Origin of the sequence: Cyclobacterium roseum, assembly GCF_010119225.1 — a bacterium.
Classification (GTDB): domain Bacteria; phylum Bacteroidota; class Bacteroidia; order Cytophagales; family Cyclobacteriaceae; genus Cyclobacterium; species Cyclobacterium roseum.
Genome location: NZ_WNKF01000013.1, coordinates 84,261 through 99,196 on the forward strand (window position 1 = coordinate 84,261; position 14,936 = coordinate 99,196).

The following is a 14,936-nucleotide window of genomic DNA, read 5'->3' on the forward strand; positions in this document are numbered from 1 at the left end:
GGGAAACTTCTTAGACATCAAGAAGCTTTAAGAGGACGAAGCGCCGAAAATTCCTTGTGCTTACATCCCCAATAAATTCCCGGGCCAGCATCAGCAAAAAAGCGCTGGGCTATTGCCCAGCGCTTTGACGATTTATTATTTTAGGATAGGGGCTGTTTTATCAATAGATAAATACCTTTTTTGTCAGGATTTTATTACTGTCAATCACTTGAATCAGATACAATCCGGAGCCAAAACTACCAAAGTTAAAGCCTGGCGTATTTGCGATTTGACTTCCATGAATTAACCGACCATTGCCTTCATAAATCATTACCCTCGCATTTTCCTTTAAGAAGGATGGGTATAGAATATTCACAAAATCCTGGGATGGCTGAGGATAAACTTTCAGATCTTCTAACTGATCTATGCGGCCTGCCCCATTTTCAGCGGCTTCGGACTCACGCTGGTTTACATTTAGAGTGTTCAGTCTTAAATTATCTCCGTGGTTAAACCCGGCTTTAAAGTTTATCGTCAGCATTTCCCCCTTCATGTTGTCGCCACCATAGGGAGTGACCACCAACTGATATTCTCCTTCTGGTAGGTATTTTCCACTGTAATTGCCAGCAGGATAGTCACCGAATAGGGCATAGGGCAAAACCCTTTCCGTGGAGGAATGGCTAATCGGTCCGGTGAGATGGAATGTCATTGACGAAATTCCGTTTCCTTTACCATCCGCGCGAATATTCAACCTGACATTTTTAAATTGATTCAAATCGATATAGGACCCTTCTGTTAGCGGCATGATGTCTTTATCTGTATCGGCATCCACCAGCGTCAGTTCACCAACTTTAATGTTTCGAATCACTTCAAAATGGATCGTCACCTCTTCCCCGCCAATACCAGTGTTTGTACTGGATGTAGTTGGAAAAGCGGTAACAGACAGGGTATACATTCCCTCAGGTAGGTCTTTTCCGAGATAGTCTCCACCATTATCTCCGAAAATTGCGAACGGAGCTAGTTTCTCAAATCTTGCAAAGGTTACAGGACCATCAATGCTCATTTCCAGTCCACCTTCCTGACCATCCGGAACAGATGCTCTAATGTTGAACTTTTTACCATAGAAGCTGGAAAGGTCCACCACGTCACCGTCTTTTATTTCGGTAATATCGGAATGGTCGGTGGCATTGACCAAGGTGAATTTTTCCACCGTTCCATCAAATAGTACTTCAAAATCGACGGCCTGCTCGCTTCCCTGATTTCCTGAAAGGTTTTTCATTTCATAAGGGGTTGCACTGAAGCGGAACGAACCAGGTGCTATCGTTTTGCCCAAATAATCCCCATTGGTATCTCCAAACAGGGCATAGGGGACGACATTTTCTGTTCTGCCACTAGTGCTGACAGGACAATCTGGGCATTGTGTTAAGGATTCCATTTCCAATTTCACGCTTCCCACTTTTTCCGGGTCAGTCATTACCATGAAGTTGACCGATTTGTCTTTTACAAGCGAGTAGGGAATAATATCCCCGTCTTTGATCTCACGGATAATCGTATTGGTCAGGGCATCCACTAGCCAGAAACTTTCAATTTTCAATTCTTGGTTCTCGGAAACGATGCTAATGGTGGCATTTTCTTCTTCGCCACCCTCAAAATAGGCGGTTATAGCTAATGTAGCCTCCTGCTCAAGGGTTTGGCAAAATTCTACCCGACCATTTTCATCCGTAATAGCTTTTCCATAAAATACCCCATTGACATCAAAGGATACTTCTACGCCTGCTAATGGAATCCCAAATTGATCCAAAATGGTGGCCGCCAGACAAACCTTCTCTCCAATCATGCCCTCCACCTCGTTGTCGACAAAAGTAATAATGGTTGGTACGGGGGTTTGGTCAAGGACCGAAATGGTAGCGGTAACGGTATTGTCGCTTGAATAGTAGAAACTGTATTCAAATTCACCAAGATCCTCCAGGAGGTTGCAATAGGTCAGCATCCCTTGCTCATCTGTTATTACGGAACCGGAAGGTTCTCCATTTTTGGTAACAAAAACTTCAATTGCTCCTAGTGGATTGTCGAATTGATCCAAAACCTGCACTTCCATGCACACTTCCTCACCGGGAATTATTATTTTACTGGTAGGATTAACCGAAATCGTAGTAGGTATGAGTAATACCTGAGTTACATTTATAGTACCTACAGCAGGGACCCCGCCTTCATAAGTAGCAGAAAACGCCAGTTCGCCCAGGGTGTCTGTAATCAAACAATACTCGACGATTCCTTCATCATTACTGGTCAGCGTAGCGACAATAGCTCCATTCAGTGTTATGAAAACTTCTGTGTTGGGTAATGGATCTCCGTTTTGATCCAAGACCAGGGCTTGAACGCAAGCCTCACTTCCCAAAGTCACTTCGGTTATCAAATCGGTAAACGAAATGGAACTGGCAATCAGCACTCCACCGCCACCATTGCCGCCGTTACCGCCGCCTCCGGAAACTACCACATTAACGCTGGTGATCGCAGGGGTACCTCCTATATAGTTAGCAGAGAATTCAATAACTTCCCCGTCTTCGCCCTCAGCCGTTTTGCAAAATTCGGCAACTCCGTTTTCATCGGTTATCTCAGAACCGGCGGGTTCTCCGTTGATCTCCAACTGGACTTCCACACCTTCCATCACCTCGCCATACTGGTCTCGGATAGTGGCGGTAACGCAGATTTGTTGCCCTGCATTCACTTCATTTGCCGAGGGCGTTAAGCCGACTGATGAGGGTATCGGTGCCGGGATTGCAACGGAAACAATCGTTTCTGCTTTCTCTCCTCCATCAAAGTAGCTGCTAAATTCCAGGTCCCCGCCGTCTTCAGGTTCGAAACAGTAGAAAATTTTCCCCTCTTCATCCGACTGGGCATTGTACAATACCGTATTCATGTATTCAATAAATAATTCTTCGCCTTCAATCGGGTTTCCGAACTGATCCAATACTTGACTGGTTAGGCATAATTCCTCCCCTATGGTAATCGTTTCAGGCAAGGGGGTTAGCAGTACCGTTTCGGGTCTTGGAAATGAAGTAACGATCGTTGCCTCAGCAGTAGTAATACCAACGGAAGCGACAATTTTATCCGTTCCTTCGTTCACAGCATCCAGGCAAAAATTTGCAATACCCTCGTTATTGGTTACTGCAAACCCCACTTTTCCATTAGGTCCCTGTACTTCAAAATCCACCCTGACTCCAAATATGGGAGCCCCATTGTCATCCGTGACGGTTGAATTAAAACAATAGGTGGTTCCTTGTTGAATCTCCTGCTCCAAATCCAGATTTATGTTCCGAACTTGTTCAACCCGGGCTAAGGCCTGACCTCCAGGATAGCCGTACGAATCATAGCTTCCAAATCCATACATAAAAGATCCAAATGCCAGGTTTCCGGATAAATTGTGGGTACCCTCAGACACTTCGACTTGTGCCCCGGCGAAAGTTGATCCGGGTATATCTGTAAAAATAGATGCGGGTAATAAGGATCCATCCAATACTATCTGGCCTTTTTGAGAGATGGGAACCGCTAAATTGATAAAATGCTTATTAAAACCCGTGGCGGGCGTGCTGACCGTATAGCTGTTCTGAAATTGTTCAAAGGGTGGTATGAGCATCATAAAGGGGTCAGAAATGACATTGTCTGAGGTCTGCCCTTTGGAATACTGTGCCACCAAAATAGCCTGGTCAGAAACAATTCTTGAGTAAACGTCACTTGGAATATCTAATTCTTTAAACTCGCCTCCGTTTAATGAAAAATTCTCCGAATAACCATTTGTTCCGTTTACTGTCACGTTGGTCCCATCTTTTGTGGCGATGATTCTAAAAATATCTCCGGCCCTTCTGGAAGCCAGGGGAACGGTCACAAAACTTTCTCCCAATGAGTTAGCCGGAGGAATCTGTTCGATCAGATGGTCACAATAGGTGGTGTTCTGCGGAACATTACTGCAAGTGTGACCACTAAATACGGCCACGGGCTTATTTGATGAAACAATACTTCCGGTAAGATCCGAACCGACTATTCCTGCAGCCAACTGATAAGTTTCTCCCATTTGCAGGGTAAGCTGGTAGGGTACGCCAGCTTGCCTGTTATTAGTATTACTGGCAGGGGTGATCGTTACTACGGTATTATCCATCGTAGCCACCACTCCGATCACCGAAGATAAGGTATTACCGGATCCCCACGTAGTATAGGAGGCAATAATGTACTCATTACCCAAAATATCCGTGGGCAAGGCTAAAAAGGCATCCGTAGAGGCTCTACGTTGATTCAATCCATAGACGGTAATCTCATCTTCCGCAATAATGTGAATTCCCCGATTGTCAATGCCATCTGCCAGGACGGCAATAAGCGAGCTGGGAATATCCACGGTGGTCACCACCCCCGGAGTCACCGAGAAGTTCAACACCGTTGAATTAGGAAGAATAACTTGTCCCGAAGTGGCCGTTTCTCCGGAGATAAAAAGATCCAGGTTAATGCCTAGATTATCAATATTTCGGTTAAACATTAACCAAAATTCCTTTCCCTTATTATCGGGAATCTCGTTCTGAGAATACACCATCACGGTTGGCAGCATAATCAGCAGAAAAATGAAGCTTAAAATGTGGTAGGATTTCTTCATGACATACATGTTTATGGGTTTATTATACATAAATATATATTTAAAAACCTAATAAACAAGGGGTTGTCTTTATATTTTTAAAAAAAAACATTTCGTTTTTATTTTAATATAAATCGTAAAATAGCCTCCAAATAAGTCACCAAACCCATCAAATGTTATCTAAATAAAAAATGAAAAAAAGCGATTTTCTATTACCAGATGAAGAAGTATTTCCGCTTAGATTTTTTGAAAGGGGATTAGTCCGATGATGATGACTGCAAAGCAGGAATCCAATAGTAGGGACACAAACCTCCCCCACCTAAACTGCTCCAGGTAGTGTAGTTGAATTTTTTATTCAGATAGTAGCACTTTCTTCAATAATTTTTTGCAGCATTTTTGATAAACTACAAACCGCAAACAGGAAAAGAACCAGGCCTGCAATTATCGAACGTATAATGGCAACCATTGGATAAATGGAAAATAGGTAAAAGCTTGCTGGAGTGGTCTGGGTACATGTTATGCAAAAATAAAATTTTACAAACCTGGCTCTTTGAAGTTAGTTTTTAATCTTTTGCAATTTCCTGCCAGACAGGTGGTGATCGGATCGTTGCTGTAAGTGGCTCATGCCACAGAGTGTAAATTTCCCCTGCCCATGCTGGTACTGGTGTAGGTTTTCCATCACCGTATGGTCTATCAAATTGGCATTTGTAAAATCAATCCGGATACTTTTTCCTTTTGGGAGGGTATCCAGGGATTTTTTAAGGTTGATGTAGTTGCTGAATACAGCAGAATGATGTACAAAAACGGTATACTCCTCCTTTTCTTTCTCGAAACTAACGGTAAATAGTGGCTTGAACAGGTATTTCAGCGGGAGCCCATTAGCAAAGTGAATGATCAGTTTGAGCAGAATGCCTGCTGCAATTCCAAGTAGTAAATCCGTAGCCAGGGTTACCAGCAGGGTGGTCAGGAAAATGGATAGCTGCTCCTTTCCGATTTTGTAGGTATTGACAAATTCCTTTGGGGAACTCAATTTATAACCCGTATACACCAGCATGGCAGCCAGAGCCGCTAGCGGGATCTGGTGAATCAGCAAGGGGAAAAAGGCCACAAAAAGAAGCAGAAAGACGCCGTGGAAGAAATTCGACCAGGCGGTTTTTGCTCCATTGTTGATATTGGCCGAGCTTCTCACAATTTCTGAAATCATGGCTAATCCACCGATCATTCCAGCCAGGACATTTCCCAGCCCCACACCCATCAGGTCCCTGTTCATATTTGATTTCCTGCGGTATGGATCCAGACTGTCTACCGCCTTTGCACTGAGCAGCGACTCCAGGCTTCCCACCAACGCAAACATAATGATGTACTTAATGGAAGTCATGGTCAATACCTGTGAGAAGTCAGGAAAGGTCACTGCTGACAACATGTTTTCTGGTAAGGTGACCAGAAATTTTGGCCCAATGCTGTATTCGTGTCCATCCAGAAACAGGTACTTATGTTCGTGTTCCAGATCAAAATAGATCCCCATGGGGATGGCAACCAAAATAACCAGCAGCGGTGCCGGAAACATCCGCAGGTATTTATTTTTGATTAGGGGAAATAAGAAGAGGATCAGTAAACTGATGCCACCAATGATGGCAATATCCGGATTTGTTGCTGTCAGCGCATGAGGGAGTTCCCTGAACAATTCCAGCGTTTCATTGGCCTCCGGTTTAACTCCGACCAGGGTAAATAATTGCTTCGCAATAATGATAATGCCGATAGCGGCCAACATGCCATGTACGGCAGCCGAAGGAAAGAAATCGGCTAAGATGCCAGATTTAACCCAGCCAAATACGACCTGCAATAAGCCGGCAACCACAATGACGGCTAAGGTCAGCCGGTACCCCATTAGGGCATCGCCCTGGCCTAAATCGGAAACGGCCCCGATAGCGATGATGATCAATCCGGCAGCAGGACCTTTGATGGTCAAATGAGAACCTCCCAGGAAGGTCACCACCAATCCACCGATAACCGCAGAAAAAATCCCCGCCATCGGCGGAAAGCCGGAGGCCATGGAGATGCCCAAACTAAGCGGTAATGCAATAAGGAATACCAGGAATCCCGATACCAGATCTGATTTCCAGTTTTCACGAAGTCCGGCCAATCCGGACTTGGGAACTTCCAATAGACGATTTTTCATGAGTGTAGTTTTAAGAAGATTTTAAAGCGGTGGTATGGTAATTTTTGATATGTGGGCCAAGGAACAGCCGGGCATAGATCCGGATAAGAGCAATGCCCCCAAAGATGAAGCTGATGGCATTAAATGCCGCCAGGACATACTGGTCTTCATGGATATGGCTGAATAGTAAATCCACTCCTATGAAGGTAGGACTGATAGGAAAACCCATTAGCGCCAGTGCGGCAAGCAAAAAGATCAGGGCAAGTTTGGGGTGCTAGTATACATGCCCATAATATTGATTCAGGTCAAAATGATCCTTCTCCTTTTTCCTTAGCCGATTCAGTATCCAATATCCCGTGCCCCCCGCCAGTACCACTCCACTGAGGTAAATCAAGGTCTGCTTGTAATCGAAGGTTTCATTAAAGGAAACTGCCAGGGCTATCCAGAAATGATTGGCCATCACCAGCATCAAAGCCAGCCTGGGATGATTTCTCTCCGAAAAAGCCTTGAATACCATCATCAAACCTAAAAACCCAAAAAGCCCGGGCATGAAGTACTGAGATGTTTCAGGAATAACACCCTGATTGAAATACAGTAACAAACCGAGTAGATAGAGGGGTAAAAAATACTGTAACAGATTTTTGGGTGTCAGGAAATCAAGTTTTTGTTCCCAGTCTTTTGACCGGCTTGAAGACCAGCTTGTTCAGCATCGTATCCAAATTCCATTCTTTGAGAGATAGGATATAAAGGCTGTAAGCCAGTCTTTTGGAGAAAGAATCCTTTAGACGGATTGGTTTGGGCGTGAAATGGTAAAACTGATCCCTGATCATATAAGCAACCACCGAAGGAGATACCAGTAGTTGATAGGTTCTTAGAAAGGCATTTCCTGCGAAGTGAATCAATACCAGCGTCTGAAGCCCTAAGGCAATTTCGATAAACATGATCCCTATCTGGGCGATGGAAGCGTAGGCTATCTGGGTTTTAATGGTCGTTTGCACCCTCGCAATCGGATAGGCAAGCAAGGCTGTCAGCAGGCCCAAACCAGCAATTAATATTCTAGCCATCAGTTGATGCTCCCAAAAGGGGAAGGTTCGAAGCAGGAGAAAAACCCCAAAATGTACCGAAAGGGAGCCATAAAATATGGCCGAAGAGGGTGTCGGTCCTTCCATGGCTCGCGGCAACCAGGAAGAAAACGGAAACTGAGCAGATTTGGCTGCAGCGGCAATTGCCAAACAAACGGCAATGAACAACCCGATACCCCCGTGAGCGCTCATTTGTTCGGATACCAGATCCCCATCCAATAATTTGATAAAGGTGATGTTTTCATGCCATAGATGGTGGCTAGCCCACATAGCGAGGATAATGCCTATATCCCCAATCCGGTAGATGGAGAAAACCTTTACCGCATTCCTTACCGGTAAATAGCGATCCCTGTAGAAAGCGATCAACAGGAAGGAAGCGATTCCCAGCATTTCCCATCCTATAAATAAGGTTTCGAAATTCCCAGCTACCACGGTAACGTTGTAAGCCAGGTAGAAAAAGAGCAAGGTATTGAAGTATCGCTTGTACCCTTCTTCCAGGTGCATGTAAAACCGGCTATACCGGGTTATCAGAAATGTAATAAAGGCACCCACCCAGAGGTAAACCGCTGTAAGGCTGTCAAAATAGAAATCCAGCAAAAACTGGTAATGACCATTATTGTAGATTTCCCACTCCCGGATGTTCACCGGGTGCATCCCACTGAAAATCCAGTAGAGAACATAGCCTGTGATTCCCAATAGCTGCAAACTTACCGATCCCATTGCTAACCTGGAAAAGCGGGTTTCATGGCCGTCCGGAATCAGCAGGGATAAAACAAAAGCTACCAGTGGCAACAAGACGAAAAAAGCAATCATTATGTGATGTTCCATGGTATCAGGAGATTTGGTAAACGGGGAGGTTTTCAGCAGTGCTGGCGAGGAGCTCATCCAGGTTTTGAATCGCTTCGATTGTTTGTGTAACCGGCTGGTACTGGGCAAACGCTCCTTCCTTGAAAACAAAGGCTTTTTTGCTTTCCGGGTGAATGCAAACCAGCTTCACCCAATCGTTGAAAAACCACTCATAGGTTTGCTCATGGGTTTTGATGGTTTTCAGGACGACCTCGGGATAGTGCTCCACGGTGATCAAAATCCGAAGCGGGTCGTGGATATTGACCATTTGCGAGGGCAATCCTGTCCGTAAGTCCCCATCCATCCCATTAGCTACACCGATCAGTCCCATTACGTTGTGCGGTAGCTTACTTCCTGCACCCAACCTGTCGTTATCTACTTTGGAGAAGTAATACTCCAAATTGATTCCTCCGCATACAGGAGCTACCGCTTTGAGTATGCCGAACAGGTAACTTCCCTGCGGATCAATGCGGTGGTCATACGAATTTAAGAAGGCGCGCTTATCTAAAAACAAGTGCCGGTTATTTTCCCGTTTTCCAATTACGCAGAGTGCATTCGTAGCGTGGTTCCATTCCGGCCGGGTTACAAAAAGGGACAGGGCTCTTTTTTTCACCTTTTCATGGACCTTCCTGGCATCCTGACTGGAGTCGACGGTATGAAATCTTCTGGACCTTTCTTTGGCATTGTAATCCAATGCCGTATCGAAGGTCTGTTTATTTCTTTCATGTAAGCGTCTGTTAGCTTTGAGCAGCAGCTCCTCATCATAAAACTCCATTTCATCCTTGGTAGTGTCATGCAGCCCACCAACAAATTGGGTCGTGTCGGGAATAGAAATTCCTCTTTCAGAAAGTATTTTCCTTACTTCAGGATTGTTGCCAATTGAAGCTGCCACGCGGGCATTGACCGATCCGGCACGTCCGCAGCAGGCTCCACAATCGTATCCGGCATAATGCGTATTATTTACCGAACTGGCTCCATGCCCGATTACATAAATCAAGGGAGCAAAATCCTTCACCAACCCGATGCTTTTTAGCAAGCCTTCCATTGCATCAGCCATTTCTACCAAGGTAAAGCCGACCTGAAGGCCAAGTTGTTGCTGTTTCTGGTTTTTGATACTGAGTTTACCTTTGGGGTCCATGTGCTTGAAGGAAGAGACCATGGCAGGCGTTTCCGCTGGGAAAAAGATGCTTTTGGCCATTTTCAACGCGGACCAAAAACCCATGGTCTGACTGATGGCCCATCCGCCGAAGACCCCCTTGGTGTGCTTACTGAAATGCACATCTTTTTCATGTCGGATGTTGGATTCGGTTTCTTTGATCAGAAGTCTGGGAGTGATTGGTGCAGGACATACTTTGGTCATAAACTTCCCATGTTCCGGCTGAAAGTAGAAGGGGAGGTTAAAGAAGCCCGCAGTACCATAGGTTTGCGCATTCGGGTCAAACCTTTCCACGTAGCGCCGGATCGAACAACACCTGTCATCTATGCAAAACATGGCCTGAAAGGATGCGGCTTTTTGAAAATCCTCCTCATGACTAAGCTGTAATCCCCTGATGACCTGGTCGTAATAGGTCCATTCCAGCGCTTCTTGCCATAATTTATGAACTTCAAAAAATTCAGAATACCTGGATTTTTCAAATAATAGGGGTAAATCTGTGGGGATCCAGTCCGCCAAAGTGCCCCATTGATCCCCTCTTCTTCTGTCCAAGGCATCGATTTCCAGCAGACACTCCAGAAAAATCAGGTCTTTGAGGCAAATCTTTCTTTTGTCCAGCAGGCTGCTTTCATTTTGCTCCAACGCGGCCACCATCCCCGACCAACCCGGGTGGGCAAATTGCTGGTCGAAAAGGTACTGGCCGTTGTATTTGTCATTACCCACCAATAGCTGTAGCAAATCCTCCAATTGGGTGTGGGGGTCACGAAGGAGTTTTCTTGCGCGCTCGCTTTTGATAAAGGTACTGAAACTGTTTTTTTCCAAATCCCTTACTGCGGCTAAAAGCCCGTTGGTTTTGGCAGGGAATTTCCAGATAGCAATTCCCTGATCCAAGTAGGAACTCACCAATCGAAATAACGTCTGATGGACCTCCTTGTCCAAATTGAGGTTGTAGGCTTTTCTCCAGAGTTTTCGGATTTGGCCCACTCGCGGTTCAGGATAGTCAGAGACGGGTTGATGAAGCAGCAGGTGAGTCCAATGGGCCAGATCATCTGCACCTTTATGGGAGATGATTACTCGTTTCAGAATTTCTGCATTTATTTTCTTTTCGTGAAATTGAGCCCTGTATTTTTCAAGGTTCCAATAGACTTTGAAACCGAAGTTTTCAGCGGCATCTTGTAAGGCTTCATGAAAAGGCAACCGCTGGAATGCATGCAGCGTATTGTGGTGCACAAAATCCCTTAGCGGGGATTGTGCAGGAAGGTAATGGGCCAATTCGTGGATAGCATGATCCAGGCCCGATGACACGCGATGCGCCATAAGTAACGAAAATTAAGGTGGAAGGATAAAATTTAAAAGGCTGATAAAAAATCAGCTTAGGCATTGGCTTCAGGCCAGATCCAGTCGGAGGTTTTGAAAAAGTAGGTAAAAGGGGACCTTGGGATAAATAACAATGGCAGGACTAAAAAAGGATTGTGCAATCAGGAACGGTTTCATTCCATGAAATCCAAAAGGAGTACTTCCGGTACCCAGGGAATGTTTAGATGATTTTTCTTCCTGATTCTCTTCCTCTTTTTCTTCCGCTTCCTCCATGTAGAAATCCGCAGTTTTTCCGGGGATTTCGTAGGGATCGGTGGCCGAAACCCTGGTTGGATGTAATGAAATGCCTCCATCTTCCACCACCATATCGGTTAGTTGGAAACCTAAAAAACCTAAAAAAAACAAACCTATGAAAATTCCAAGTGCGGGGGATTTCCAAAAATTTGTCTCTCTTTGAAGTTCGTTGGACATTGCTAAACGTTAAAATCCAAAAGTAACGTAAATTGAATATAATCTCGTTAATTTTCTTATTTTTTCGAATCATAAAGTTAGACCGATCCGGGTGAATTGGTGGTGATTATTATCACTTAGGCGTCTGGTGTCCCTTTAAAAACGCCAGCAAAGCAGCCTGGGACGATAAAACGCCCGGATTATTACTAGTTGCTTTTTTATTGATCAATCGGCAGCTTTTCCAATTCTTCTCTATTCCATTTTGAGGTGATCGCTGCGGCCTCATAGGTGCTTTGCAAAAAACTCAGGAGCATTTCCTCCGGATGATCCGATTGTTGCACGTCTTCGTATTTCAGCATAAACTCTCCCATTTCAGTGCTGTAAAAAGCGGCGTTCGGAAGGACCTTTTGTTCCCCAAATTGCGGGTCCGCAGGATAGGCGTAGGAATAGAAGATAGCAGAGGGGAAATCTTTTGACCCCGGCCAAAAACCGGCACTGCTGACCTCTTTAGAGTAGGCTTCCTGCATGACATCCAAGGGCATGTTGGGAACGCCTCCCGGGTGCTGCGGTGCAGGTCTTCCTGAAAAGCGGGTGACCGCCAGGTCGAAGGCACCCCAGAACAAATGAACCGGACTGCATTTTCCGATAAACGCACTTCTGAACCGGCTAAAAACGTCGTGTACCCTGGCCATGGCCATCCATACCGTATGGGCAGCAGTGGGATCATAGAATCGGTTAATCGTATTTTCCTGGAATGGAATGGCGGTTTCCAGTTCATTGGGACTCCCATGGATATCCACATGGATGCCCAGATTGGCAAGCTTCTGGAACAGCTCCACGTAAAAATCAGCTACCGTCATGGGCCTAAGATCCATACTCAGACTTGCCCCATGGGCGCAGGAAATAAATAGTTGGTGCTGCCTGAAATCAAAATCGATCTGAAAAAAACTTCCCTCATAGGGAATGACCTGAGTAGTGTACCCATGCGCACTCAGGTATAAGGTGGTATGCCAGGAATGATTTTGCCAGGGCATGGTTTGAAGACGAATCTTGCCTACAATTTGAATCCACTGGTGCAGGGTTTCCAAGGTATCTTGGATTTCTCCGAAATTCAAGACAGGCCAGGCTAAAGGGTTTTTTTCTGATTCCATGTATTAATTTATATAATTTTTTTTGGATCACCAATAGGCCAGCAAGTCTTCAGGTATTAATTTAATCAATCTGTTGATTAAAATAGTTAATCGCCAAGTTACCGATCAATGAACTCTGGGCAAACCGACTTTACATGGTTCAAGAATAATTGCTTTCGATCTTGCATGAGAATTTCTTGTTTCGTTAACTCCGAGATTTAAACTGGAAGCGGGCCGGTCCCGCACCCCTTTTTTCTGGTATTTGTTGGATTTTATAACCAATTTTATTTCTGGAAGACACGGGGCAAAAAGCAAGTTTTGGGTATATTGGTATTAGTTTAACAATCAGAATTAGTTGAAGTCTCCTTAATATCTGCGAATAACTTTTTTTATGTAATATAGATAGGGTTAAAAAAATACAACAAGTATAGATGGATCGGTGAATCTTAATCATTTTGTGATACACGTTATAGGAGAAAAAATATCTATATAAAGATCAAATCTAAATAACAATTATAAAAAAAACCTATAGTTAAACAGGTAACCATAGGGTTTTAAATGTTTATGCGCTGGCAAATTGATTGCATCCGAATCCGGCACCCGTAATGAATTCTATTGATTTGGTATTCTGATCGATGGGTTTCCCATCGTTCAATACCGGGATGATGTAATCCGGATCCATCTTAGACTCCAGGTGACTGAGTTTGTTACATTCACCAAAATTTTCTTTGTTGGCAACTACCGGCGCTTTAGGCTCCCAATAGTTGCAGTTAGAACATACATTATCCATAGTTTTTTTTCTTTGTTTGTTTATATATACTGCAACAATAAAGAAATGTTCACGGTATACCATGAATAAGAATAATTTATAATTGAACTAAATTACATCTTATAGATATATACATATTGTTTAGATATAGTCTATATAAAAATAATTGCGATCGGTATTAGGTGGAGTGGGGGTGGATGATTCGGTGCAGTAATTGTTTATCAGATGCATCCGGGAATAAGCCCCATGATGGCTTTTTTAGAGGATTTTGGTGGAAGTGCTATGCGGTGGATGGTAGCTTTATTCTATAAACGAAGACGTACTTGGTAAGCCAGCCCGTCAGTCTAAAGCCAGCGGCTCCCAGGATAGCGAATACAGAAAATCATAAAAAATGCATAGAACCGACCATTTCGGACTGGTTTTGAACGGATACTCCGTGGGTCTCCTGCAGAAATTGATTGAACGTTCATTATGGTCGTACTTGCACCTGCCACGCATGCCATTGGAATCAGGTGAGTTGAGGTCAAATCGTTGGTAGCTTGGTTTCCATCTGAATCCATAACCTAAATTAGCAGCATTGGCCGGATTGTACACATTTGTGGCGTTGCCATGCTGCAGCCTACCTGATAAAGCAATCTTAATCTTCGGGCTGCGAAATGCTGGAAATTCGTTTGCCTTTTGTATCTTTCCCACTTCAAACCCTAAAAAATTCAAATATATGAAAAATCCAAAATACCTCAATTTAGCGGCAATCTTGACCCTTATGTTATTTTTCTCAGTGGTCTACCAATCCCATTCCCAGATTCAGGCTCCAGCTCCCAGTCCGGCTGCTTCTGTCTCACAAACCGTGGGGTTTACCACCATCCGCATGGATTATTCTTCCCCGGGCGTAAAAGGCAGGATGGTATTCGGGGAGCTCGTTCCCTATGGTGTTCCCTGGAGAGCCGGCGCCAACGCACCGACAACCATTGAATTCAGTACCGCTGTCAGCATTGGAGGCACAACGCTCGGTCCTGGAAAATACTCTGTATTCATTACCCCCGCCGTTACAGGAGACTGGACCGTCCACTTCAACAATAAGGGAAATGCTATTTACGCTTACATGCAGGGGGATACGGTAGATGCCGCCGCCCTGTCGAAAGACGATGCAGTAGCCATTAGTGTGAGTCCGGTAATTACCGGAAAGCAAAAAGAAAGACTTTCTTACAGCATTTCCGCCGCCGATAACAAAGTCGCCGAGGTGGTTTTTGAATGGGACGATGTCATGTTTTCATTTGAGGTGGACACGCAGGTTGACCAGAAAATGGAAAACTTTAAGGCAGCCTTCAATTAAGAGAAAGGTGCCGCATTTGGGCGCGTCTTTTTCAACGGAATTGGAACTGAAAAATGACAAAAAAACCTCCAAACGGAGGTTTTTTTGTGAGGAATAGTTCA

The 14,936-nt window shown here is 44.5% G+C and carries 10 protein-coding genes; 1 reads left to right on the top strand and 9 read right to left on the bottom strand.

Translation table 11 applies throughout. From position 1 onward, the window contains the following. Positions 1-160: 160 nt before the first annotated feature. The 9 genes from GJQ68_RS17200 to GJQ68_RS17230 form a co-directional block, all read right to left on the bottom strand. Positions 161-4,618 (bottom strand): T9SS type A sorting domain-containing protein, encoded by a 4,458-nt coding sequence (locus tag GJQ68_RS17200; protein WP_162418534.1) that lies wholly within the window; start codon positions 4,616-4,618, stop codon positions 161-163. A gap of 535 nt (positions 4,619-5,153) precedes the next feature. Further along, positions 5,154-6,776: a SulP family inorganic anion transporter gene (locus tag GJQ68_RS17205; protein WP_162418535.1), complete on the bottom strand. Its 1,623-nt coding sequence runs from the start codon at positions 6,774-6,776 to the stop codon at positions 5,154-5,156. Between the two features lie 10 nt (positions 6,777-6,786). Continuing rightward, complete coding sequence (locus GJQ68_RS23615; protein ID WP_317174448.1) at positions 6,787-7,005, bottom strand: hypothetical protein; 219 nt, start codon at positions 7,003-7,005, stop codon at positions 6,787-6,789. 24 nt (positions 7,006-7,029) lie between these two features. Then, positions 7,030-7,356, bottom strand: a complete 327-nt coding sequence (locus GJQ68_RS23620) for a hypothetical protein (RefSeq protein WP_317174449.1) — start codon at positions 7,354-7,356, stop codon at positions 7,030-7,032. 55 nt (positions 7,357-7,411) lie between these two features. Further along, positions 7,412-8,665 (bottom strand): proton-conducting transporter transmembrane domain-containing protein, encoded by a 1,254-nt coding sequence (locus GJQ68_RS17210; protein ID WP_317174450.1) that lies wholly within the window; start codon positions 8,663-8,665, stop codon positions 7,412-7,414. A 4-nt stretch (positions 8,666-8,669) separates the two neighbouring features. Continuing rightward, positions 8,670-11,153 (bottom strand): YbcC family protein, encoded by a 2,484-nt coding sequence (locus tag GJQ68_RS17215; protein WP_162418536.1) that lies wholly within the window; start codon positions 11,151-11,153, stop codon positions 8,670-8,672. A 69-nt stretch (positions 11,154-11,222) separates the two neighbouring features. Then, a complete protein-coding gene (locus GJQ68_RS17220; RefSeq protein ID WP_162418537.1) occupies positions 11,223-11,624 on the bottom strand; it encodes a hypothetical protein in 402 nt (133 codons plus the stop codon). A 197-nt stretch (positions 11,625-11,821) separates the two neighbouring features. After that, positions 11,822-12,754: a DUF5996 family protein gene (locus tag GJQ68_RS17225; RefSeq protein WP_162418538.1), complete on the bottom strand. Its 933-nt coding sequence runs from the start codon at positions 12,752-12,754 to the stop codon at positions 11,822-11,824. A 541-nt stretch (positions 12,755-13,295) separates the two neighbouring features. After that, a complete protein-coding gene (locus GJQ68_RS17230; RefSeq protein WP_162418539.1) occupies positions 13,296-13,523 on the bottom strand; it encodes a hypothetical protein in 228 nt (75 codons plus the stop codon). 697 nt (positions 13,524-14,220) lie between these two features. Here GJQ68_RS17230 and GJQ68_RS17235 point away from each other — a divergent pair. Beyond that, positions 14,221-14,835 (top strand): DUF2911 domain-containing protein, encoded by a 615-nt coding sequence (locus GJQ68_RS17235; protein ID WP_162418540.1) that lies wholly within the window; start codon positions 14,221-14,223, stop codon positions 14,833-14,835. Positions 14,836-14,936: the final 101 nt, after the last annotated feature.

Excerpts from the sequence above, each read along its gene's own strand:
- GJQ68_RS17200 (WP_162418534.1), bottom strand. The coding sequence starts at position 4,618 with ATGAAGAAATCCTACCACATTTTAAGCTTCATTTTTCTGCTGATTATG.
- GJQ68_RS17230 (WP_162418539.1), bottom strand. The coding sequence starts at position 13,523 with ATGGATAATGTATGTTCTAACTGCAACTATTGGGAGCCTAAAGCGCCG.
- GJQ68_RS17225 (WP_162418538.1), bottom strand. The coding sequence starts at position 12,754 with ATGGAATCAGAAAAAAACCCTTTAGCCTGGCCTGTCTTGAATTTCGGA.
- GJQ68_RS17210 (WP_317174450.1), bottom strand. The coding sequence starts at position 8,665 with ATGGAACATCACATAATGATTGCTTTTTTCGTCTTGTTGCCACTGGTA.
- GJQ68_RS17235 (WP_162418540.1), top strand. The coding sequence starts at position 14,221 with ATGAAAAATCCAAAATACCTCAATTTAGCGGCAATCTTGACCCTTATG.
- GJQ68_RS17220 (WP_162418537.1), bottom strand. The coding sequence starts at position 11,624 with ATGTCCAACGAACTTCAAAGAGAGACAAATTTTTGGAAATCCCCCGCA.
- GJQ68_RS17215 (WP_162418536.1), bottom strand. The coding sequence starts at position 11,153 with ATGGCGCATCGCGTGTCATCGGGCCTGGATCATGCTATCCACGAATTG.
- GJQ68_RS17205 (WP_162418535.1), bottom strand. The coding sequence starts at position 6,776 with ATGAAAAATCGTCTATTGGAAGTTCCCAAGTCCGGATTGGCCGGACTT.